Below are 22,693 nucleotides of genomic sequence, written 5' to 3'. Positions count from 1 at the left end.
TACAGCTCCTTTATAAAAGCACTATGTGCTAATTGCTAAAATTATTCAGCGTCAGAATCAGCAGATTCTACTGGTTCCATTAATTCAGTTAAAGCTAAACCCAATTTCTTTTCATCTTTGTTAAGAGAAATAACTTTAACTTCTACTTCACGACCACGAGTTAAGTAGTCTTCTACTTTAGCATTACGTTGTTTAGTAATTTGAGAAATGTGAAGTAAACCTTGGATGTCGTCGTTAACAGCTACGAATGCACCGTAAGCTACTAAACGAACAACTTTACCAGTTAATACATCACCCACGTTGATAGTTTCTTCAGCTACATCCCAAGGGCTCTTAGTTAATGCTTTTAAGGATAAGGAAAGTTTGTTGCTTTCTTCATCAAAGGATTGCAATTTAACTTCAATTTCTTGACCAACGGATAACACGTCTTCTACGCGTTTAATTTTGTGCCAAGAAATATCGGAGATGTGAAGCAAACCTTCAATACCACCGATATCAACGAACGCACCATAAGGCATAATTTTACGTACAATACCTTTATAGTTGTCGCCAACATTAATATTTTTCAAGGCTTCTTCTAATTTAGCCTGACGAGCTACTTCTAATACTGCACGACGGGAAAGAACCAAACGGTTTTTCTTTTCGTCGATTTCTAATACCTTAGCTTCAAATTCAGTACCTACTAAGCTATCAAGAGATTTAACGAAGTGTACATCCCCTTGGGAAAGTGGAATAAAACCACGAAGGGATTTTACAGTTACTACAAGACCAGCTGGAATTGCGTCCACACCTTTACAGATGATAGGTTCGTCTTTTTCCTGAGCTTCTTGTACATACTGCCAATCTTCGTCTTTAGCCAAACGAGTGATGGACAAGTAGATAGGATTATCTTCCTTGATGTGGTTCATGATTACGGCTTTGATGTGATCGCCATTTTTTAGCACGTCTTTTGCAGAGGCAGGTGCTGGATAAGCGATTTCAGTACGGTTCAAAGTTGCTTCTGTTTTATAACCGAAGGAAACGTACGCTTTGTCGTCGTCAACTTCTACTACAGTACCTTCTACTACAGTGCCTTTCTTAAAGTCTTCTGCCCAGTCAGCTTCTTTGGCTAACAATTCTTCAAATTCATTCATTGTGTCAATGACCTCCTTAATTATCCAGTCGGGTGTCGATGCACCGGCTGTAACCCCTACCGTGTTGACTTCGTTAAACCAAGCCAGTTCTAATTCAGCAGCGGTCTCTATATGATAAGTAGTACATCCAACGTCACGACAGACCTCTGCTAATCTGTTCGTATTACCGCTGTTTTTACCACCTACCACAATCATAAGGTCCACCGTTTTTGCCAAGTCTACTGCCGAATTTTGACGTTCTTGAGTAGCTGTGCAAATCGTTTTGAAAACCTTTAGATTTTGAGTTTTTTTCTCTAATATATCTATTATACTTTGAAATTTAAATTGTGAAAAGGTAGTTTGTACAACTACACCCCTATTTTCCACGAAAGGCAGAATTTCAGCTTCTTCTTCCGATTCTATGACTATGCCTTTGTTTTGCGCCCATAAATTGATACTAATTACTTCAGGATGCTTTTTTTCGCCCAAAATAACAAGTGACATTTCAGAGTCAATTACCGATTTAGCATCTTGTTGCGCTTTTTTTACATGCGGACAAGTAGCATCTACTACATGAAGGCCTTTATTAGTAGCTTCATCATAAATAGCAGGCCCTACCCCATGAGAACGAATAATGACAGTGCCTTTAGGAATTTCTTCCAAGGAATCCACAGCATATACACCATGATTTTCTAAATTGGCAACTACCTGAGGGTTATGAATAATAGGACCTAATGTATAACTACGGTCTAAATGGTTTGAGGTATCTTGTGCCATGCTTACAGCACGCTTTACACCATAACAAAAGCCACAATTTTCTGCAATACGTATTTCCACGTTTGTCTCCTTTATCGTTTAAAGTCAGGATGACTAGCTCTATACTCTTCCATTAGGCTTTCTAAGGCTGATTTAATTTCTTCATTTAAAGCAGCAATAGCTTCTGCTGTGGGCTTTGCTTTTTCTACAGGAATAGGCTTACCAATTATAGCCGCTACTTGTCCCCGTTGTATTGCATAGGAGCCCATAATTGCTACTGGCACTACTGGTACACCCGTGCGAAGAGCCATAGAAGCAACACCATCATGAAAACGGCCTAACATTTTATCTTTTTTTTGCCGTGTACCTTCTGGAAAAATACCTAATACCAAATTTTCTTTTAGCAAATTCATAGCATGTCGAATTGCGATTTTATCTACACCACCCCGTTTAAGCGGAAAAGCGCCTAACCAGCGGCAAAGAAAATTGGATATAGGATTTTTAAATAATTCTTCCTTAGCCATGAAACTTACATGTCTAGGCAAGGCATGCCCCACAATACAAGGATCATTATTGCTTTTATGATTTGGCGCTACTATTACAGGGCCTTCCTTAGGAAAATTCTCACGCCCTACTACATCTGTTTTGTATATCCAACCATATACAATTTGAAAGGCAGAACGCCATAAACATTCTGAAAATTTATCCATAAAGCAATACTCCTTTACTGTTCAGCTGCTGTTATTAATTGTACCATACGGTCTACAGTTTCATCAAAAGTTAAATTATCTGAATTCACCACAATCGCTTCTGGTACACAAACTAATGGAGACTCTTTACGATTGGTATCCATCTCATCACGCGCCATTACACTAGCTTTAATAGTTTCTAAGGAAATAGATTCTTTCTCTTTAGTTTCTAGCCAACGACGCTTAGCCCGCGCATCTACTGAGGCTGTCAAATAAATTTTTAATTCCGCCTGAGGCAACACAACCGAACCAATATCACGACCATCTAAAATAACGCCACCACCAGCAGCCATAGCACGTTGCTGAGCCACTAAAAATTGGCGTACCGTTTTAATGGATGCAATTTGAGATACAGAGTTATTGACCATTTGACTGCGAATAGCATCAGTCACATCTTCGCCATTAACAAATACTTTAAAAGCCTCAACAGTTGGTTCCAAACGCAAAGTTAAATTATCTAACAAAGTTGTTACAGCACTTTCATCAGTTGGATCAATTCCCTGCTGTAAAACTGCCCAAGTAACTGCGCGATACATAGCACCTGTATCAATATATAAATAGCCTAATTTTTTTGCTACTACTTTAGAGATACTACTTTTGCCTGCCCCAGCAGGTCCATCAACAGCTACAGCAATCCGCTTATTACTCATAATGCAAAACTCCTTGCCATGCAGTAAGCATGGACTTAAAAATACTATATTTCATCACTATACACAGCATGTTGAGCCGCCACATACGCAGTAGCAAAAGCGGCTTGTAAATTATAGCCTCCTGTAAAAGCATCAATATCTAATACCTCGCCAGCTGCATATAAGCCTTTTATTTTCTTTGACTCCATTGTCTTAGGCACAAACTCTTTAACGGAAATACCACCAGCCGTTACTATAGCTTCCGCAATCGGACGCATTTGTTTAAATGTTAATGGCATATGTTGTAAAACATGAACTAAGCGTAACCGTTCTTCCCGACTGATTTGATTGATAAATTTATCTGATTCTAGTTCCGCCAATTCTATTATGACAGGTATTAACCGCTGTGGTAATAAATCTTTCAAACCATTAGCTAATTGCTTCTTGGAATAGGTTACAAAATCACGTTGTATACGCTGATCTAATTGTTCTACTGTCAAAGCTGGTTTTAAATTAATCTCTAACAAAATCGTGCCTATATTCTTTTTCTTTAATAGCTTCCCTACGGTATGACTCAACGATAACACAATAGGGCCTGTAATACCGAAATGAGTAAACATCATTTCGCCAAATTGCTTACTCTGCACCTTGTCTTTAGCTACTACAGAAAGTTCAACATTACGTAAACTTAAACCCATTAAATCCTTTACCCATAGCTCTTTGGTTTCTAGAGGCACTAAAGATGGTCGCAAATCTGTAATCGTATGACCTACCGCTTCTGCCATTTTATAACCATCACCAGTAGAACCTGTCAAAGGATAGGATAAACCACCAGTAGCTAAAATAACAGCATCACCATAATAAGTCTCCTTATCGGTTACAACACCTTTTACTTCACCAGCTTCTACGATTATTTTTTTTACTGCTTCGTTCAAATGAAGTATACCGCCATACCCTTTAAAAACACGCATAAACATATTGCGTACTTCTAAGGCTGAGTCAGACTCTGGAAACACTCGGCCACCTCGTTCTACTTTAGTTGCTAGTTTCCAGCTATGTAATAAATCCAATAAATCACGATTATCAAATTGTTGATAGGCACTCATTAAAAACTTGCCATTACCAGGCGTTTTACCAATAAAATCAGCAATAGGTGCATCATTAGTAATATTACAACGCCCTTTGCCAGTAATACCCATTTTTTTGCCTACCATATTCATCTTCTCAATAAGCGTAACTTTGGCTCCTTCACGGGCTGCAATAGTTGCCGCCATGAGTCCTGCTGCGCCAGCACCTATCACAAGGATATGTTTCATTAACGGCCTCCTCTACTATGGCGTTGACTGCCACGATTAGCGCCACTACGACCAAATTGCTTTTTATTGTCTTTAGTTAATACACGTTTACCATTTGCATCATTATTACTAGTCTTGCCAAACGGTAATTTGCAAAAAGCTTTTAGTTGTCTTACTTCTTCGCCTTGTAATTTGCGATAAGCACCACGTTTTAAACCAGATAGAGTTAAACCACCATAAGCTATGCGTTTTAAATTGTACACACTGTATTTAAAATGTTCAAACATTCGACGCACTTGACGATTACGACCTTCATGAATAGTAATTTCTACCGTCGTAGTATTAGTTTTGCCATCAAATCCATAATCAACTAAATCTGCCGGCGAAGTTATACCATCTTCCAATGTAATCCCTTTACTCAAAGCCTCAAGATGTTCATCCAGAACTCGACCTTTTAGTTTAACTTCATAAGTCTTTGTAATACCTCGAGAAGGATGCATTAAAGCCTGTGCTAGGGCCCCATCATTAGTAAAAAGCAATAAGCCTTCTGTATTATAATCAAGTCGACCTACAGGATAAATTCGAGTTTTTATATCTTTTAAATAATCCATAACTGTCGCTCGGCCTTGAGGGTCACCTACTGAAGTGATACTTCCCTTTGGTTTATTAAAAATATAGTATTCCAATGCTTCAGGTTCAATCCGCTGCCCTTCAATCTTTACTCTATCAATGGCAGGATTAATTTTAACACCCAATTCTGTAACTAAGCGCCCATTAACTTGCACTTTGCCCGCTACAATTAGTTCTTCTGCTTTACGTCGGGATACATATCCACAACGGCTAATATATTTTTGCAAACGTTCTGTTTCCATCAGTATATCTTTACGCCTCCTTATGCTCAATTGCTATATCTTCAATTACTTCTTGCTTCAATGTCTCTACAGACTCAATCCCTACACTACGTAAGAAAGTATCCGTAGTGCCATATATAACAGGACGTCCTATACTTTCCTTCCGTCCTAATTCCATGACTAAATCCCGCGTGACTAGCTGTTTTAACACTTTTTCACAATTTACACCACGTATTTCTTCTATTTCACTCTTTGTCACAGGCTGCTTAAATGCAATCACTGCTAAAGTCTCCATTGCGGCTGGAGACAAACGATCTTCGCGCTGTCGAATTTGACTCACATAAGCGCTACTTTCAGGTGCACTTACCAATTCAGCACCTACACCGCTAATCTTAAGTCGCAGCCCGCGTTGATTCTTTACTAATTGCTCATTATAGAGTTGTAATAAGTGATCTAATTCATCTTCAGAGAGATTAAATAATTCACTTAAAAGAGCGAGTGGTACTGGTTTGGCCGCTGAAAATAAAACGGCCTCTACATGGGCCAATAACATCGCTTCCGTAGGCTGATTCACATCTGTCATACTCTATTTTCATACCTTTCTTTATACATAAACTGATTCAAAGGCTTAAATAACTTCACTAATTAGTGTTACATCTTGCAAAGAACCATCATTATTTCCCTCATTAGGAGCACTAATGCTAAAAATCTGTCGTTTCAGCAATTCGAGTACAGCAATAAACATAGTTACTTTCGCAGCTCTTACTGTAGTTTCTTCCAACAATGCGACAAAACTAAAACGACGTGTTTGTTTAGCTCGTAACAATAGGGAATCAATCATCTCCTCTAAACTATACGCTTCTTTTTCCACTTTAACCTTAGGCGGTTCAGGTACTACTTCTTGTGCCCGTTCATAGCAAGATTTAAAGATTGTATATAATTGAGCAATATCAAAACGAAATACAGATTCTTGTCCCCATTGACTTAACGCATCAGGACGACTAAAACTTTGACTACTTATTTCTGTCTTTGCAGTCAATGCATCGGTCAACTCTTTAATTTGTTTATACTCTAATAAATTAGCCACCAATTCATCACGAGGATCTTCCGTTTCCTCTGGATTTAAAGGGGCTGTTCGTGGCAATAGCATGCGAGATTTAATCTGTAATAAAGTCGCTGCCATGACTAAGAACTCACTACTATATTGAATATCAAAAGTTTGCCATAATTCAAGTTGTGCCATGTATTGTGAAGTAATTTCTACAATAGGAATATCATATATATCTATTTTATGCTTTTCAATTAAATGGAGTAATAAATCCAAAGGCCCTTCAAATACAGCCAACTTATATTCGTAGGATTTCATCCTGTCTCCTCACCTTATAGTCAAACAAATAAGAGGGGTTATAGGCCCCTCTTATTGCTATCACGAAGTCTCGATAACCTTTTTCTCATTGTATCATAGAAATTTACTATTTAACAACCTAAAGTATAGGTAAAATCCTATTATCTCCTTGTAATTTTGCCCTAATTCTGCTATCGTATTGATGATATTATATTACAAAGGACTTGACTATGAAACCACTTACTTTTTGGTGGCGCAACGCCATCTTACAGGCAGCCTTGTGGTGTATCCTCATCTTTGCCGTCTTTTACTATATTTACGAACCTATTACCTTGGGTTTTGATTGGGAAGATATAACTTTACTGGCTATCCCTTCCATCTTAGGTCTAGCTTTATTTCAGCAATTAATTCGTAGTACCTTGTGGCATCGTGTATTTTTAGGCCATGGTCTATTGGGCTTTAGCTGGGCCCTTACATATCCACTACTATATCACTGGTCGTATACAAAACCATTTTACTTTTATGAATTCTTTTCAGATTTCTTATTTGGCGCCTTGCTCTTTATGGGACTTAGCTTAATCCATTACTTTATAGCCTATCACTTACCCTATCGACGTAGGGTAAGCCTTATTATAGCGCTAATACAATGGAGCCTTTCTATAATACCTATAATTCAGATTGGCTACTACATAAAGACTTGGCATTGTTTAACGCCAGCAACCCTTATGGCATTATATCAAACGAATCCAGAAGAAGCATTTGGTTTCTTAAAAAGTGCTGGAGGAATCTGGGGCCTCATGGCTATGACCTTAGGAGCCATTCTTCTATTTTTATTCTACTACTGGTCAAATGAGGGCATGAGTAAACTTGCCCGCCGTCAAGCGATGAGTAAATTCCGCCTTGGTGGTTTAAGTATTATTTGTTTAAGTTGTGCTATCTATCTGCCCTTTGGCTTTTATCAAACTGATATAGTAAAAAACTGGTGTGATGTAGCCACATATATGAAAGAATTACAACAATATAGTGATAAACATCAGGCCATATATAATGAGTTACAATTAACAAATACAGATACAGCAGCGCAAAAAGTACCAGGTACCGTAATCTTAGTCATCGGTGAATCTTCTTCAAAAAATTATATGAAAGTATACAATCCTAATTTCGAATATGAAGATACCCCATGGCAAAGTGAAATGGCTGCCAATAATCCTAACTTTATCTTTTTCCGCAATGCCTATTCTTCATATGTGCAAACAGTGCCTACATTAGAAAGAGCACTTACAGAACGTAATCAATATGACGATAAGCCATTTTTAGAATCAGCCAGCATTTTGGATGTAGCTAAAAAAGCTGGTTACTTTACAAGTTGGTTTAGTAATCAAGGCGTATATGGCGAATATGATACGGCTATTTCACTGATTGCTAAAACAGCTGATCGCCCTCTCTGGGCCCATGAAGCATATATGTTCTCTGACAAATATGATGGCGTATTATTACCATTACTTGATCAAATAGAGCCTTATAAAAATAACTTTATTGTAATTCATATTATGGGCAGTCACATTTATTATAATGATCGCTATCCGCATGAATTCAGTAAATGGAAAGTTGGCGAAGTACCTCGTGGCAAAGAAGCCTATGCCAATAGTCAACTATACACAGATTGGCTCTTACAGCAAATCTATACCTATGGTAAAAACAAATTAAATTTACAAGCTATGATTTATTTCTCCGACCATGGTGAAAGTTTACATCATTCTCACAATCCAGATATTTTTGATTTTGATATGACACGTATCCCGCTCTGGGTATATGTATCCCCAGAATATGAAGCGGCCTTCCCTGAAACTACTTCAATTCTACGAGATCATGAACACAAATATTTTACTAATGATTTACTCTATGATTTTATATCAGGCATTCTACAAGCGCCTTCCAATCGATATGATCGAAGTCGTGACTTCTCCAATCCAAATTATCGCTTTGACAAGTATAATTTGACAACCTTATTGGGACAAGAGCCTTTGACGAATGATCCAGAAGCAGTAGATCCATAAACCACAAAAGCGAAGTAAGCTATAACAGCCTACTTCGCTTTTTTATTTCAAATTATAGACAACCCTCACTAGTAATGAATATACCAAGACTTCAGATTGAAAATTTTATGCCAATGGCAAGGATAAATGAACAACCGTACGTACAGGCTTTTTCACGTTTCTATCAGTACTCTTAAAACCTAATGCTTTATATAATTCCTTAGCGCTTTCTATGCTAGGCAAACTATCCAATAATAAAGTCTTGTAGCCTTTTTCTTTAGCTTCTTCTACAATAATATGAGCAATATTCATACCAAGGCCCGTACGACGAAATTCTGGACGTACATACAAGCGTTTCATTTCAGCTGTTTCATAGTTCACATGACGTAATGCTACACAACCAGCTGGTACATTGTCTACAAAGGCAATATATAAAGCTTCGCGTTCCCCTTTGTACTTATCTTCTAATCCTTCAAATTCCTTTATATCGGCCGCTACACCAAGGGACCGAACATAATCGACAAATAATTTTTTTACTTCATCAATATACTTGTGACCATCCCGAAGTTCAAAGTTCATACAAAATCCTCCTTTAGCTAGGCCTTACAGCTACTAAGCAATCCATTCCTAGCAATTACCTTTTAAAACTAACAGCTAAAGACTTAGCTGCTAAAATAATCATTTTATGGCTATGATTAATTCTTCATTTATATAGTTCGCTATGGAGGATTAAAACTCCTTCTTTTGAATTAAAACTTCTTAAAATAAAAATAGACTGAACACGAATGTTCAGTCTAAATGGTGCCGAGGACCGGAATCGAACCGGTACGGTTGTCTCCAACCGACGGATTTTAAGTCCGTTGCGTCTGCCTGTTCCGCCACCCCGGCATGGGTGGAATATATATGGAGGCGGCACCCAGAATCGAACTGGGGAATAAAGGTTTTGCAGACCTCTGCCTTACCGCTTGGCTATGCCGCCAAAAAAGTGGAGCGGAAAACGAGATTCGAACTCGCGACCCCCGCCTTGGCAAGGCGGTGCTCTACCACTGAGCTATTTCCGCACACATGGTGCCCCAGGACAGAATCGAACTGTCGACACAAGGATTTTCAGTCCTTTGCTCTACCGACTGAGCTACCGGGGCAAACGTGGCGACCCCGATCAGATTTGAACTGACGATCTTCGCCGTGACAGGGCGACATGTTAACCGCTACACCACGGGGCCGTTTACGTTACTTTGTTATTATAGGGGTTTCAGCAGTAAATGTCAAGCAACTTTTTTAAAAGATTTTTAAGCTTCTTTTTCCTACTTACATAAGCCTTAACAACGAAAATAATTCTACCATTTTTCTAACCACTTTGTCTAGTGCAAATTTAAAATTTTATTTCAAATCTTTAATTTGCACTAGTCATCCACATTCTATTCCCTCTTATTCAGATTTTCCGCCCAAATAAGCATCCATTACTCTTGGATTATTAGCAATCTCTTGGGCAGTACCATGAAGCACAATTTTACCTGTTTCTAATACATAAGCATAGTCAGAAATTTTTAAAGCTTGCCGTGCATTCTGTTCTACCAACAACACAGTAGTACCAGCCTCATTAATCTCTTTTATGGTTTTAAAAATATCATTAACTACTAAAGGTGCGAGTCCCATAGATGGTTCATCCAATAGCAATAACTTAGGCCGTGCCATTAGGGCTCGACCAATCGCCAGCATTTGCTGCTGTCCGCCCGACAAAGTGCCACCAAGCTGATAACTGCGTTCATCTAAAATAGGAAATCTTTGAAACACAGCTTTAATATCTTGCTCTATTTCCTTATCTTTGCGTGTATAAGCCCCCATTTCTAAGTTTTCATACACAGACATATCTTGCAATATTTGACGGCCTTCTGGAACTAAAGAAATCCCTTGTTTTACTATATCGTGAGTCTTCTTATAACAGATATTCACGCCATCAAAGGTAATAGCCCCTTCAGAAGGATTTAATAACCCCATAATGGTACGCATCGTTGTAGATTTACCAGCCCCATTAGCACCAATAAGTGAAACAATAGAACCTTCAGGCACTTCAAAGCTAATATTCTTTATAGCGGTTATATTGCCATAACCAGCTACAACACCTTCTAACTTTAGCATCTTATGCCTCCTTCCCTAAATACGCTTCAATAACTAATGGATTGGCTTGAATTTCAGCTGGCGTTCCTTCTGCAATTTTTTTACCAAAATTAAACACCACTAATCGATCACAAATATTCATCATTAATGACATATCATGTTCAATAACAATAACAGTAATTCCTAAATCGCGAATTTTACCAATCAATTGACGCAATAATTCCGTTTCACTATCATTCATACCCGCTGCAGGTTCATCCAACAAAATTAATTGCGGATGTGTTGCTAAAGCCCTCGCTATTTCAAGTCTTCGCTGTTTGCCATAGGGCAAAGAAGTAGCCACTGTATTAGCATCTTCAGCTAAACCTACAAATTCAAGAAATTCATAGGCAATTCCACGACAGCGTTCTTCTTCAATGCGCTGCCGTTTAGTTCGTAAAAAACTACTTAAAAAGCCAGAACCCGTTCGACAATGCATACCAGTAAATACGGTGTCCAAAGCTGTCATATTGCCAAAAAGCCGAATGTTTTGAAAGGTGCGCGCAATCCCCATTTCTACCGTACGATGAGGCTTAATACCAACAATGGATAAACCATCAAATACAATTTCACCGTCTGATACAGGAAATACACCAGTAATTAAATTAAATAAGGTTGTTTTACCGGCTCCATTAGGACCAATTACACCATATACTTCACCTTGTTCAACACCAAAGGATATGCCTGTCAAAGCAGCAATACCGCCAAAGCGTTTACTTACGTCATTTAGTTCTAATAACATGGCTATCCTCCTATCGTTTATGTTCTTTAGGCTGCTCTAAATGTTCAGCCCTCATACGTTGAAAACGTTCTGTTAAAACCTGCTGCTCACCAGTTGGTTGATAATCTTTAATCCAACCAAATTTTCTACCGATACGATCAACCACTTGTTCGGTAATCAAACCATCGGGGCGAACAGCCATAAGCACGACTAACAAAATACCATAAATTACATCTCGGTAATCAGCCATAAAGCGTAATACTTCAGGTAATAAGGTTAAGACAAAAGAACCTAATAATGAACCCCACACTACATTTGAACCGCCAAAGACTGGATATAATAGTATTTGTACTACTTTGTGATAGCTAAAATCAGTAGGATTAATAAAGAATGTAATATGCGCGTACAAACCGCCACCAATACCAGCGATAAATGCGCCAATCATAAAGGCTGCCATTTTATAATACACTACATTAATCCCCATCAATTCGGCTGCATGAGCATCCGCCTTAATGGCGGCAAATGCACGACCAATTCGGCTGTTATTAATGCGTACACAGAAGAAAATTAATAAAGCGAGTAAAACAAGCAATATAATGACTAAACCAATATTGCCTAATGTTTGTGCATCTAAATCGCCTATACCATCAAGTCCTATTTCATAAAAAAAGACAGTTATTTCTTGTGCAATTGATGGAATACCTGATAAGCCCAAAGCACCATTAGTAATTTCTAAATTAAGGAAAATAACGCGTACTACTTCACCAAACCCTAATGTGGCAATCGCTAAATATAAACCCTGTAAACGTGTAGTTGGTAAGCCAATAACGAAGGCTACTAACATGGCACATAGGCCTCCAATTAAAATAGCCAAACTAATCGGTAAAGATAGCTTTAATGTTAACAATGCCGCTACATAAGCTCCTACACTCATAAAACCTGCTGCGCCAAGACTAAGCTGTCCGGTAGCCAATGTAATATAAATTGAAATGCCCATAATAGCATTTATAATCATAAACATAAAAATTTGTAGATAATAGGGATTAAAAATATCCATTATGGTCGACCCCCTTTATCTTTAGCGCCAAAAAGCCCTTGTGGACGCCAGAATAATAATACAATAATAAGACCAAATGCGACTGCATCTCGATACGATGAATCACCATAAGCAACTGTTAATACTTCAGCAAGGCCTAAAATAAAGCCCCCTGCCATAGCCCCTGGTATATTTCCTAAGCCACCTAAAATCAGTACAGCTAGACCTTTAAAGCCAATAACGACACCCATCATAGGTTCAATCGCATCAAAGGTAAGACCTACTAATACCCCTGCGGCAGCGCCTAACGCAGAGGCTACCATAACCGTTAAGGAAATAATAAAATTAGTATTTACACCTAATAAAGAAGCTGTTTCCGTGCTTAAAGACGTGGCACGAATTGCTTTACCAATTTTAGTGCGTTTTAACCAAATATTTAAGGCCACCATCAATAAAATCGCCGTTCCTAAACTAATGATTTGAACCGTAGAAATTTTAAATAATTGAAAATCAATAACACTACCAGTAAATTCTGTAGGGAAAGAACGTGTCTGTGGACCCCAGATTAGTAAGGCCATACTTTCTAAAAAAATAGACACCCCTATAGTGCTAATAAGAGGTGCCAAATGAGATACTTTTTTGCGTCGTAAAGGTCGTAAAGCACATACTTCGAGTATATACCCTAAAACAGCACCGCCAAGCATAGCACCAAGAATAGCGACAAAAATATTAACATGAAATTCAGTTACCAGTAAAAGTCCAATAAAAGCTCCGAGCATAAAAATGCCACCATGAGCCATATTAATAATATTTAAAACCCCAAAAACTAGGGTTAAACCCAACGCTATAACCGCATATGAGCTGCCGAGGGTCAAGCCATTGATTAATTGTTGTATAAGCACTCTCTTTCGCTCCTTTTTCTCAATTCCTATACATCTATAATAGGTAGAATAGGTAGCGGTGAACTAGAATCGTTCACCGCACCTACAAGATTTAAATTTTAAAAATTCTACTTACCTTTAAGGGCATCATATTGACCATTTACAACTTCCAATACTTGCACTTCCATTTTTGGATTGCGTTTTTCATCAAATACAAATTTACCAGTTACACCAATGAAATCTTTAAGATTGGCTAATGCATTTCTAAACTTTTCACGATCCGTAGTGCTACCAGAATCTTTTAATGCTTTTTCTACCATGTACATACCATCATAAGCTTGGGCTGCAAATTGATCTGGTTCCGTACCATATTTAGCTTTATAAGCGGCTCTAAAGTCACGAACTTTTTGATCATCTTTATTAGGGAACCAAGGTGTACCTACAATAGCCCCATCCGCAGCAGCGCCAGCACCTTTAATAAATACCGGTGTATTGAAGCCATTAGAACCAATAACTTTTTGAGTCATACCCATTTCGCGCATTTTTTTAACAATTAAAATCCCTTCTTGGTACAAAGAAGCTACGATGACAATATCTGGATTAGCTCGCTGAATTTTAGTTAATTGAGCTGAAAAATCTGTATCTTTATCTGCAAATGTTTCAGAATCGACAACTTGTACCCCTAAGGATTGTAAAGTCGCTTCTGCTGTCTTATTAACAGATACCATTTGGTCATTATTATTAGAATACATAATAGCAGCTGTTTTAAAACCAAGTTTTTCATGAGACTGTTTAATTGCTTCTGCTACAGCAATTGATTCAGGCACAGCATTTCTAAATGCATAATCGCCAATTTCTGTAATCCCTTCGGCTGTAGAAGTTGTAGTAAATACTACGGTTTTATTTTTATTGGCAATAGGTCCTGCCGCAAACATGTCACCAGATAGCATAGGACCAACAACGGCCACTACATTATCCTTATGAATTACTTTGTTCATAGCATTAATTGCTTCATTCTTATCACCTTTTGTATCTTCCACTTGAAGTTTAATTTTAATGCTATTAGCATCTTTATTAATTTCTTCAACGGCTAACTCTGCCCCATTTTTTACAGATTCACCATAAGCAGCAGCCCCACCAGAAGTAACCGTCAGCAAAGCTACTTTTGCTTCATCACTACTACCAGAACCTCCGCTAGAGCTACCACAGCCAGCTACCCCAATTGCTAAGGCTGTCACTAAAGAAAGACCAATCATATTGCGCATCATACGCTTACTCATCCGCCCCATTTGTTTCATACCCATCATTTTCATACATCTCGTCCTCTCTCGCAAAACTATAACATTATAAATTAACAACTCATAACACAACACAGATATACAATGTAGAAAGACAATATTTAGTAAAAAAATATAGCCCCATTCTATTAAAACTTTTACTAAAAAACGCTCCTACTTGCTAGTTGCAAATAGGGGCGTGAAAACGCGGTACCACCCTACATTATACTTTAGTAACCAAAAATATAACTATTGAAGTTGGTTTATGTAACTTGTACTCATAGAGAAAAAAATCGCCCCCATTCACAATTGTGAATAGGGGCGTTAAATACGCGGTACCACCCTACATTATACTTTGGTTATCACCCATAACGTGGGCTAGACGTCTTTTACTACCTGTCGCAAAAGAAACTCTCGAGTGAGTATTTCATATCCGTGTGTATTGGCTCACACCAACCGCCAATTCTCTGTATCAGTGACGCATATCTTTATCTCGGTCATCGTTTGTATCTATGTTATGAACGTTATTATGCCTCATATAGACATTTTTGTCAACAGGTATTATACATTTTTCTTTATATCAAAAACACATATAACCTATGCTTTTAAGTAGGGATTATGAATTAGCTCTATTTCTAAGGTTGTATCCTCTGCATGACCGGGATGAATAATCAACTTTGGATCCCAACCCATAATTCGTTGCAAAGACTTAGCTAACACCTGAGCATCCCCATTATAGTTATTCGTAGCACCTACAGAATTTTTAAATAGTGTGTCGCCTGTAAAAATATGATTCTCCCATTGAATAACTACACTGCCCTTACTATGACCTGGCGTTTCAAAAATAGATAGTTCAAATGGTCCTATTTCTAATTTCCCTTCTGAAAGTGGTATATAAGGCGATTGACATAATCCCTTATACGCCGATGGCATGCGACGCTTTGTGTGCAATAATTCGTCATCTCCTGGATGCATATATACTGGTACTGGCTTTACTTGTCGTACCCCATCAACAGCACATATATGATCACAATGGCCATGAGTTAGTACAATAGCCAATAACTCATCATTACCAACCATGTCCAATACTTTGGGTGCATGAAACCCTGGATCAATAACTATAGCCTGCCCCGCCTCTTTTAACACATAACAATTCGCCTTATACAGACCTAATGGTTGTTTTACTATTTGTGTCATCAAGAAGCTCCTTTCTATGATAGTAAAAATTATAAACGGCGATGAGTCCCTGTAGGTTGCCATACTTTATAACTACGTTTACGACGTTTTAAGAAATATCCCTGCCAAAAATCAGGATGCAATAATACTAATAAAGTAAATAACTCCAAACGACCTAATAACATATCTACAATACAAATGACTTTAGCTATAGGATGCAATATAGTAAAGGAGCCTTCTGGTCCTAATGCACCAAAAGCAAGCCCTACATTGCCTAAAATGCCCGCTACACATTGTAAAGACTCACCAAAACTAAGTCCTGTAGCCGAAATACCTAAGGCGGAAATAGCAAATACTGTCATATATAAGAAAAAGAACTCCTGAGTCATTTGCACCCATTTTTGTGGCATCCGCTTGCCATTAATGGTAATGGATTGCACAATATCTGGATGAATCGCTTTACGTAAATAGATAATCACACTTTTTATTAAAATAATAATTCGAATAATTTTAATACCACCCGTTGTAGATCCACTACAACCACCAAAAAAGGTCGCTGTAAATAACATCATTTGTGCTAATGGTGGCCAAATATCATAATTACCTAAAGCCAAGCCAGAACCTGTCTGCATAGATACAAGCATAAAGGAAGCATTATTAATCGCGTCATTAATACTTTGACCACCAGCGAAAAATAAAGCTAAGGTGACAATAAAAATACCAATTCCTAAAATAAGTAAATACATACGATACTCAAAATCTTGCCATACTGCTTTCAATCCCCGTTGAAAAACAGCATAATATACCGTAAAATTACCACCTGCTAAAATCATAAAAAACATCAATAAACCTCTGATAATTCCATTTTCAGCATAAATCTCTGCCACCCCTGTATTCGGAGTATATCCACCGGTAGCAATAGTAGTAAAAGTCATATTTACAGCATCAAAATAACTCATACCAGCCAAACAAAGCGATATAAAGCAAACAGCGGTAAATAATAGATAAATAGTCCATAACTTAAAAGCCATAGAACGAATTCGCGGTAATACAACGCCCGGTCTTGGAACGGAGGCTTCTGCATTAAACAAATGAGCCGAGTCAGCTCCTAAATTCTTTAGAAATGCAAGGACTAAAACCACAATCCCCATGCCGCCTAACCAGTGTGTCAAACTGCGCCAAAGAACGTAACTTGGTGGCAAACTGTCGATATCAGAAACTACGGAAGCACCTGTAGCAGTAATACCTGATACAGATTCAAATAAGGCATCAACAAAGTTAGGCAAAATCCCACCAAAATAAAAAGGCAAGGCTGCAAAAAAAGAAACAAATATCCAAATAGAACTTACAGTTAGAAAGCCATCTCTCAAGCTGTAAGTTGAACTGGACTCACCATAACGATAAAGTAGTCCCCCCGTAATAGCGGCCAACACAGAGCTTATCAAGAAAGATGCATAAATTTCTTCAAATACCAAGCCATAGCAGAATGGCACAAGCAGAATGGCGGCTACAACTAGAATTAGTTGCCCCACTAAGTGCATTACAATTTGTATACGCATATAGCACCTCTACTACATTGGTTTTAAATAAGTCAACAATTTATTAACATGATTCGGTAAAGTAAAGAATACTATGTGATCCTCTGCTCGAAGCACCGTATTCCCTGTTGGCACGATAGTAGAACCATCACGCACAATAGCACCTACTAAGGCTTTACCTGGCAGTTTTAAATCTTTTAACGCACAGTTTACAATAGGTGACACGGGGCTTAATACGACTTCAACCGCTTCGGCCTTTGAACCTTCAAAGGTAGAGATACTCACTACATTTTCGCCTTTACGAACCATACGTAAAATTTCCCCCGAAGTAAGTAAACGCGGTGAAAATACAATATCAATCCCCACTTGTTCCATAAGAACAATATATTCAGGACGACCTACACGAACAATAGTCTTAGGCACACCCAGATGCTTTGCTAATAAAGCCACTAAAAGATTTAGTTTGTCATCGTCGGTTAAACAAATAATAGCATCACAGTCAGAAATTTCTTCAGCCTCTAACAATTCCATATTAGTGCCATCACCATTGATAATCATGGCATTATCTACCATAGCGGCTAAATGCTCACACCGTTCCATATCCTTTTCTATAACTTTTACTATATAACCTGCTTTTTCTAGTAATATAGCTAAGTTACAGCCAATAAGACCAGCTCCCACTAACACAATGCGTTTCGTTTGTTCTAACATGGCATCTTCATGGAAATCTTCAGCAATTTTTAAAATAGCTTCACGGGCTCCCAGAATAAAGACTTTATCCATAAGTAATAAACGACTTTCCCCATGAGGTATAATCATTTCACCATTACGCAAGATACCTACAATAATAACGCCTTCTGGAAAGCGAATATCTCGTAATCGCTTGCCTACATACTGCACATCTTCATGCATTTTAAATTCCATCAAACGAACAGCACCACTAGCAAAATCTTCTACATCAAGCGCTGCTGGAGTCTGCAAAACTTGAACAATTTCTTGGGCTGATACCATTTCTGGATTAATAAATAAATCCACCCCTAATTGTTCTTGCAATTCACGGTTTTCTTCTTTTAGATAATCATTATCTCGAACGCGCGCAATTGTACGAGGAATGCCCCCAATTTTAGCTACTGAACAAGCTAACATATTCACTTCATCGGAATCAGTTACGGCAATTAACATGCCCACATCATCCATGCCAATCTCTTTAAGCAGTTGCAAACTACTACCATTACCTTGCACTAAGCTAACATCTAAGCTATTTTCTAAATTACGAATACGCTCAGCTGATTTTTCAATAATATATACATCATGTTCATCTTGCACTAGACGCTGTGCTACTGAATAGCCTACTTTACCAGCGCCTACAACAATAATTTTCATAATTAATCCCTCATACACATTTACAGAAAAGCAAAGAAAGGCGTAATTCTATTACGCCTCACTTGTTTTACTGGTGGATTGACTCACCTGCATAGACGCGTTCGGCGCTTCTAAGCCATCTGCGACTTCACTAATTGCTTCTGCTGCTAGGCGACCTGTTTCCGTCAACAGAGTCCACCCATCTTCTTGTACCACTTTATTGGCTTTCATTAAATGGCCTATTGCCCGCTTAAAAGCAGCTTTACTAAAACCAAATTTTTCTTTAATAATTTCAGCCGATGTTTTATCACTATAAGGCATGCGACCATTACGTTGTAACAAATACTGTAATAGACGATCCCCATCAATAGTAAGGGCTGTTTCTTTTACGGGACGCATAGAAACATTAATTCGCCCATCATCTCGTTTGTAAGTGACCCGTGCTTTAATCAATTCCCCAACTTTTAAATGACGTGTCATTTCACTGCGATGCAAAAAGGCAATCCACCGTTCAGGTGTAATAAAGAAAGCCCCATCAGGTGTAAAGTTATATATAGCACCACGCACAATTTGTCCTACAGTAGCTTCAATAGCTGGCTTAGCCGCACGACGCATCGCATCATCAACATCCATTGACACTGCTAAACGACCTGATTTATCCGTATATAAACGGACCCAAACCTTTTCCCCTAATTGTGGTCGGCCACGCATTTCTGCATGGGGCATAAAGATACCACGTTCTGTTCCTACTTCTACGAAACAGCCAAATTGAGTTGTATTGATAACTTCAACATAGCCAATTTGACCTTCTTTAATCGCAGGTAAACGCATGCTAGCTGTCAAACGACCTTTAGGATCGCGATACAAAAAGACAGATACTTCATCACCAATAGCCACTGGTTCAGTTTGTTGCTCCTTATGCAATAAAATATCATCATTTGTATTACCTGTACCACCGTCTAAAAAAGCACCTTGATCGCTTTCACGTAGCACTTTTAAAGTGGCTAAGGTATTTTCTGATAATTGTGTTGCCATATTAAGCCCCTACAAATTCTACGCGTGTTGCATCGTTCCAAAGTTGTTCTAAACCATAGAAAGTACGCGTTTCTGTACCACCAAAAATGTGGCAAATGATATCACCAAAATCAAGTAAAATCCATTCACCTTCATGATAGCCTTCACGGTGTAATACGGTAACACCTTCTTCGGCCCCTTTATCTTCAATTTCATCAGCAATACTTTGGGCCTGTTTTACATTAGAAGCACTAACAAGAACAAAATAGTCCGCTAAACTAGATAGTCCTTCTAAATCCATAATTTCAATGTCAGTCCCCTTTTTATCAAAACCAGCCTGTGCTAATGCTAAGGTAATTTGTTTAATTTCTTGTTTCTCTTTCATGTATACTCCTTTATCGCTTACAATATATCCTGCTCTAACCTTACGATTATTAGCCTTCTTTCGCCTTACTTTCACTATTTCCTTTAGAATCAGCGGTACTGCCATCGCCACCACCTTCAATTGGTGTATTTCCCATGGTTATACCTAATAACTGCTGCGCTTCTACAGGATCATAATTCCAGTAAATCTCATTATTAATTGTTTCTTTTGTACCAGGCAAAATATAATATTGAATTTGTTCTGCTGATAAACTTCCTAAATTCATAACTAATTTAATGGCATCAGAAGTAGCTATATTACTTGTAAAGTGACTCCAAATACGCCAAATATGCCACATTCTCGAAATAGTAAATGTATCCTCTTGACTACCTAATAACTGCTTCAAAAATCGTTCTTGCCGTTGTGTACGACTGAATGCATTTTTGTCACTATCTACATAGCGCACATACTGCAAGGCTTTATCAGCATCCAATGTTTGATAGCCACGAGCTAAATTAACATCAGCATTACCAGTCGTACTATCTACATGAACCATTTCTTTTTCCACATACATATCCTGTGAGCCTATAACTTCCATTGTCTTTTTAAAAGCGGCCTCATCTACAACAATGTAATAAGGAATAGGGATGTGAAATAAATCTTCCACTACAGCTTTAGTCAATTCAATATTACCAGAGCTGTACATAGTATTAATCATAGCTACAGACTTTTTATCACGGCTATCAATTTTAGTATTTGAAGGAATGCCTATAACATCAATGTTCCGCTGTTGTTCATTAACAGACAATAAAAATAATGCATCCCCTTGTGCCGGATTGGAACTATCTTTACCAACCAATAAAATATACATAGGTTTATCTAAAGATTTTTGTTCTAACGGAACGGTCGGTTCTTTAGGATTATCCGCTGGTGGTGCCGCCTCTGTACTTACACTCGTTGTTTCAGTAGCACTCCCTGTAAAATAACCTTTAGCAGCTTCATATCCTTTCATAATGCCAAATATGAGCCCCCCTATTATGGCTGCAACCAAAAGCAGAGCTATAATAACTCGCCCCCAACGGACATTATTCTTTTTTCGTACGCGCCGTTTAGGCCTTTTTTGTTCTTGTTCCATCACAATTCATCCTATCGACTTTTAATGCGACGTACTATATCATTGCGTCCTAAAATTGTTTTAAAATAAATACTTAGCCCTTGATCTAGCAAATGACGAATCGTATTATCATAACCAGCTAGTACAGCTTTTTCTAAATCTTCAAAAGCAATTAAGCGTAATTCTTCCACGCCAGGAAAATTACGTGTTTCTTCGATATAATCAGCTAAAAATATAATCATATCAAGGGTTGTCATACCAACACGACCCGTTGTATGATAACGAATTGCTTCTAAAATATGTGTACTGGTCACGCCATAGCGAGAGCGTGCTAAAATAGCACCACTTACACCATGTAATAAAGCCCCATTTACATACATATCTACATCAATTGTTAAGCCACTATTATCTACCAATGCTTGCATCTGTGATAAGGGAATCTCTTTAGCACAATCATGTAATAAACCTGCTAAATAAGCTTCCTCTGGATCTTCCCCATATCGTTCGGCCAAAGCTACAGCAGCTCGTGCTACACCTAAGGTATGAGCGAAACGTTTTGAACTTAAACAATTTTTTAAATCTTCGATTATTTCTTCATACATGCGTAAAATCTTGCCTCACTTTTTATAAATGTCATGTTTTGCAATATATTGAACTACTGCTTTAGGAATCATATAGCGAACACTGCGTTTTGTACGCAAACGGGCCCTCAAATCAGTAGCCGACAATTGCATTAAAGGAACTTCCAATAAGTGAATTCGTTCTTTCCCTAATTCGCCAAAATGCTGGATTACTGGCTCAATAGCAGCTGACCCATCTGGTCTGACTGCCCCTATAAAATGACAAAGTTCTAATAATTCTTGAATGTATTTCCAATTGGGTAAATCCTGAATGGTATCTGTCCCGGCAATAAAATAGTATTCTTTGTCATCACCATATAATTCTTTAAAATATTTAATTGTGTCCACGGTGTACGAAGGACCTTCTCGTTTAAATTCAACATCAGAGATGGTAAATTTAGGATTATCCATAACAGCAACGGCTGTCATTTCATAGCGGTAATGTGCTTCAATCACATCATCATGTTTATGAGGCGGATGATACGCAGGAACGAAAATTACACGCTCAAGTTCATACGCCTCTTGAGCCATTTCAGCAATCATTAAATGGCCTAAATGAATGGGATTAAAGGTACCTCCTATAATACCAATCTTACCTGTCACTTTCATAAACTATCCATTATCCTCATAGCTAGTATTGATAATATAATCCACAATATA

21 protein-coding genes, 5 tRNA genes, 1 pseudogene and 1 other annotated feature are annotated in these 22,693 nt (G+C 38.0%); of the genes and pseudogenes, 1 reads left to right on the top strand and 26 read right to left on the bottom strand.

Annotation, left to right across the window (positions count from 1 at the left end; genetic code table 11):
* Positions 1-41: 41 nt before the first annotated feature.
* The 7 genes and pseudogenes from NFR27_RS02175 to NFR27_RS02145 all read right to left on the bottom strand — a co-directional run bounded on the left by NFR27_RS02175 (position 42) and on the right by NFR27_RS02145 (position 6,758).
* Positions 42-1,949, bottom strand: a complete 1,908-nt coding sequence (locus tag NFR27_RS02175; RefSeq protein ID WP_251440540.1) for a bifunctional 4-hydroxy-3-methylbut-2-enyl diphosphate reductase/30S ribosomal protein S1 — start codon at positions 1,947-1,949, stop codon at positions 42-44.
* 11 nt (positions 1,950-1,960) lie between these two features.
* Complete coding sequence (locus tag NFR27_RS02170) at positions 1,961-2,578, bottom strand: lysophospholipid acyltransferase family protein (protein ID WP_251440541.1); 618 nt, start codon at positions 2,576-2,578, stop codon at positions 1,961-1,963.
* Between the two features lie 14 nt (positions 2,579-2,592).
* Entirely contained in the window at positions 2,593-3,267 is a 675-nt protein-coding gene (gene cmk / locus NFR27_RS02165) for a (d)CMP kinase (protein ID WP_251440543.1), read from the bottom strand.
* 44 nt (positions 3,268-3,311) lie between these two features.
* A complete protein-coding gene (locus tag NFR27_RS02160; protein WP_251440545.1) occupies positions 3,312-4,562 on the bottom strand; it encodes a BaiN/RdsA family NAD(P)/FAD-dependent oxidoreductase in 1,251 nt (416 codons plus the stop codon).
* Positions 4,563-4,699: 137 nt separating this feature from the next.
* Positions 4,700-5,413, bottom strand: a pseudogene (locus NFR27_RS02155) (pseudouridine synthase); the annotation flags it as partial.
* A gap of 10 nt (positions 5,414-5,423) precedes the next feature.
* Entirely contained in the window at positions 5,424-5,975 is a 552-nt protein-coding gene (gene scpB / locus NFR27_RS02150) for an SMC-Scp complex subunit ScpB (RefSeq protein ID WP_251440548.1), read from the bottom strand.
* 45 nt (positions 5,976-6,020) lie between these two features.
* Positions 6,021-6,758 carry a segregation and condensation protein A gene (locus NFR27_RS02145; protein WP_251440550.1) on the bottom strand — a complete coding sequence of 246 codons (738 nt, stop codon included), beginning with the start codon at positions 6,756-6,758 and terminating at the stop codon, positions 6,021-6,023.
* Between the two features lie 209 nt (positions 6,759-6,967).
* Here NFR27_RS02145 and NFR27_RS02140 point away from each other — a divergent pair, with 209 nt between their 5' ends.
* Complete coding sequence (locus NFR27_RS02140) at positions 6,968-8,794, top strand: phosphoethanolamine transferase (protein WP_251440552.1); 1,827 nt, start codon at positions 6,968-6,970, stop codon at positions 8,792-8,794.
* Positions 8,795-8,899: 105 nt separating this feature from the next.
* Here the strand turns inward: NFR27_RS02140 and NFR27_RS02135 are convergent, their stop codons facing one another.
* The 19 genes from NFR27_RS02135 to nadD all read right to left on the bottom strand — a co-directional run bounded on the left by NFR27_RS02135 (position 8,900) and on the right by nadD (position 22,642).
* Positions 8,900-9,352, bottom strand: coding sequence for a GNAT family N-acetyltransferase (locus NFR27_RS02135; protein WP_251453910.1), 453 nt, complete (start codon positions 9,350-9,352; stop codon positions 8,900-8,902).
* Between the two features lie 220 nt (positions 9,353-9,572).
* Positions 9,573-9,661, bottom strand: a tRNA-Leu gene (locus NFR27_RS02130).
* A 16-nt stretch (positions 9,662-9,677) separates the two neighbouring features.
* Positions 9,678-9,752: transfer RNA gene (locus NFR27_RS02125), tRNA-Cys, on the bottom strand.
* 7 nt (positions 9,753-9,759) lie between these two features.
* A tRNA-Gly gene (locus NFR27_RS02120) sits at positions 9,760-9,834 on the bottom strand.
* A 5-nt stretch (positions 9,835-9,839) separates the two neighbouring features.
* Positions 9,840-9,915: transfer RNA gene (locus tag NFR27_RS02115), tRNA-Phe, on the bottom strand.
* Positions 9,916-9,920: 5 nt separating this feature from the next.
* A tRNA-Asp gene (locus NFR27_RS02110) sits at positions 9,921-9,996 on the bottom strand.
* 205 nt (positions 9,997-10,201) lie between these two features.
* Positions 10,202-10,912 carry an ABC transporter ATP-binding protein gene (locus NFR27_RS02105; RefSeq protein WP_251440555.1) on the bottom strand — a complete coding sequence of 237 codons (711 nt, stop codon included), beginning with the start codon at positions 10,910-10,912 and terminating at the stop codon, positions 10,202-10,204.
* Position 10,913: 1 nt separating this feature from the next.
* Entirely contained in the window at positions 10,914-11,672 is a 759-nt protein-coding gene (locus NFR27_RS02100; protein WP_251440557.1) for an ABC transporter ATP-binding protein, read from the bottom strand.
* 10 nt (positions 11,673-11,682) lie between these two features.
* Complete coding sequence (locus NFR27_RS02095) at positions 11,683-12,708, bottom strand: branched-chain amino acid ABC transporter permease (protein ID WP_251440560.1); 1,026 nt, start codon at positions 12,706-12,708, stop codon at positions 11,683-11,685.
* On the bottom strand, positions 12,708-13,589 hold the full coding sequence (locus NFR27_RS02090) for a branched-chain amino acid ABC transporter permease (protein WP_251440562.1): 882 nt from the start codon (positions 13,587-13,589) through the stop codon (positions 12,708-12,710). The genes NFR27_RS02095 and NFR27_RS02090 overlap by 1 nt, the downstream gene beginning before the upstream one ends.
* Positions 13,590-13,696: 107 nt before the next feature.
* Positions 13,697-14,836, bottom strand: coding sequence for an ABC transporter substrate-binding protein (locus tag NFR27_RS02085; protein WP_371875162.1), 1,140 nt, complete (start codon positions 14,834-14,836; stop codon positions 13,697-13,699).
* A gap of 323 nt (positions 14,837-15,159) precedes the next feature.
* Positions 15,160-15,355, bottom strand: a binding site (T-box leader).
* A gap of 87 nt (positions 15,356-15,442) precedes the next feature.
* A complete protein-coding gene (locus tag NFR27_RS02080; protein WP_251440566.1) occupies positions 15,443-16,042 on the bottom strand; it encodes an MBL fold metallo-hydrolase in 600 nt (199 codons plus the stop codon).
* Between the two features lie 29 nt (positions 16,043-16,071).
* Complete coding sequence (locus tag NFR27_RS02075) at positions 16,072-17,580, bottom strand: TrkH family potassium uptake protein (RefSeq protein WP_251453907.1); 1,509 nt, start codon at positions 17,578-17,580, stop codon at positions 16,072-16,074.
* 12 nt (positions 17,581-17,592) lie between these two features.
* A complete protein-coding gene (trkA, locus tag NFR27_RS02070) occupies positions 17,593-18,942 on the bottom strand; it encodes a Trk system potassium transporter TrkA (RefSeq protein WP_251440570.1) in 1,350 nt (449 codons plus the stop codon).
* Between the two features lie 51 nt (positions 18,943-18,993).
* Positions 18,994-19,956, bottom strand: a complete 963-nt coding sequence (locus NFR27_RS02065; RefSeq protein ID WP_251440572.1) for a CvfB family protein — start codon at positions 19,954-19,956, stop codon at positions 18,994-18,996.
* Position 19,957: 1 nt separating this feature from the next.
* Positions 19,958-20,320, bottom strand: a complete 363-nt coding sequence (gene rsfS, locus NFR27_RS02060) for a ribosome silencing factor (RefSeq protein WP_251440575.1) — start codon at positions 20,318-20,320, stop codon at positions 19,958-19,960.
* A gap of 49 nt (positions 20,321-20,369) precedes the next feature.
* Positions 20,370-21,434: an LCP family protein gene (locus tag NFR27_RS02055; RefSeq protein WP_251440578.1), complete on the bottom strand. Its 1,065-nt coding sequence runs from the start codon at positions 21,432-21,434 to the stop codon at positions 20,370-20,372.
* 11 nt (positions 21,435-21,445) lie between these two features.
* The gene (yqeK, locus tag NFR27_RS02050; protein WP_251440581.1) at positions 21,446-22,015 is read right to left on the bottom strand and encodes a bis(5'-nucleosyl)-tetraphosphatase (symmetrical) YqeK; all 570 of its coding nucleotides are present in this window, start codon (positions 22,013-22,015) and stop codon (positions 21,446-21,448) included.
* A gap of 15 nt (positions 22,016-22,030) precedes the next feature.
* Entirely contained in the window at positions 22,031-22,642 is a 612-nt protein-coding gene (gene nadD, locus NFR27_RS02045) for a nicotinate-nucleotide adenylyltransferase (RefSeq protein WP_251440584.1), read from the bottom strand.
* Between the last annotated feature and the right edge of the window lie 51 nt (positions 22,643-22,693).

The organism is Veillonella intestinalis (genome assembly GCF_943192895.1).
In the GTDB taxonomy this organism is placed as follows: Bacteria; Bacillota; Negativicutes; order Veillonellales; family Veillonellaceae; genus Veillonella_A; species Veillonella_A intestinalis.
Note: the sequence above shows the minus strand (reverse complement) of the source record. Positions and strands in the feature narration are given on the sequence as shown.

Bases quoted from the DNA above. Each gene is read 5' to 3' on its own strand.
- NFR27_RS02085 (WP_371875162.1), bottom strand. From the start codon at position 14,836: ATGATGCGCAATATGATTGGTCTTTCTTTAGTGACAGCCTTAGCAATT.
- NFR27_RS02135 (WP_251453910.1), bottom strand. From the start codon at position 9,352: ATGAACTTTGAACTTCGGGATGGTCACAAGTATATTGATGAAGTAAAA.
- NFR27_RS02055 (WP_251440578.1), bottom strand. From the start codon at position 21,434: ATGGAACAAGAACAAAAAAGGCCTAAACGGCGCGTACGAAAAAAGAAT.
- NFR27_RS02170 (WP_251440541.1), bottom strand. From the start codon at position 2,578: ATGGATAAATTTTCAGAATGTTTATGGCGTTCTGCCTTTCAAATTGTA.
- NFR27_RS02160 (WP_251440545.1), bottom strand. From the start codon at position 4,562: ATGAAACATATCCTTGTGATAGGTGCTGGCGCAGCAGGACTCATGGCG.
- NFR27_RS02065 (WP_251440572.1), bottom strand. From the start codon at position 19,956: ATGGCAACACAATTATCAGAAAATACCTTAGCCACTTTAAAAGTGCTA.
- NFR27_RS02105 (WP_251440555.1), bottom strand. From the start codon at position 10,912: ATGCTAAAGTTAGAAGGTGTTGTAGCTGGTTATGGCAATATAACCGCT.
- NFR27_RS02100 (WP_251440557.1), bottom strand. From the start codon at position 11,672: ATGTTATTAGAACTAAATGACGTAAGTAAACGCTTTGGCGGTATTGCT.
- trkA (WP_251440570.1), bottom strand. From the start codon at position 18,942: ATGAAAATTATTGTTGTAGGCGCTGGTAAAGTAGGCTATTCAGTAGCA.
- cmk (WP_251440543.1), bottom strand. From the start codon at position 3,267: ATGAGTAATAAGCGGATTGCTGTAGCTGTTGATGGACCTGCTGGGGCA.
- scpB (WP_251440548.1), bottom strand. From the start codon at position 5,975: ATGACAGATGTGAATCAGCCTACGGAAGCGATGTTATTGGCCCATGTA.
- NFR27_RS02080 (WP_251440566.1), bottom strand. From the start codon at position 16,042: ATGACACAAATAGTAAAACAACCATTAGGTCTGTATAAGGCGAATTGT.
- NFR27_RS02075 (WP_251453907.1), bottom strand. From the start codon at position 17,580: ATGCGTATACAAATTGTAATGCACTTAGTGGGGCAACTAATTCTAGTT.
- rsfS (WP_251440575.1), bottom strand. From the start codon at position 20,320: ATGAAAGAGAAACAAGAAATTAAACAAATTACCTTAGCATTAGCACAG.
- NFR27_RS02095 (WP_251440560.1), bottom strand. From the start codon at position 12,708: ATGGATATTTTTAATCCCTATTATCTACAAATTTTTATGTTTATGATT.
- NFR27_RS02145 (WP_251440550.1), bottom strand. From the start codon at position 6,758: ATGAAATCCTACGAATATAAGTTGGCTGTATTTGAAGGGCCTTTGGAT.
- NFR27_RS02140 (WP_251440552.1), top strand. From the start codon at position 6,968: ATGAAACCACTTACTTTTTGGTGGCGCAACGCCATCTTACAGGCAGCC.
- nadD (WP_251440584.1), bottom strand. From the start codon at position 22,642: ATGAAAGTGACAGGTAAGATTGGTATTATAGGAGGTACCTTTAATCCC.
- yqeK (WP_251440581.1), bottom strand. From the start codon at position 22,015: ATGTATGAAGAAATAATCGAAGATTTAAAAAATTGTTTAAGTTCAAAA.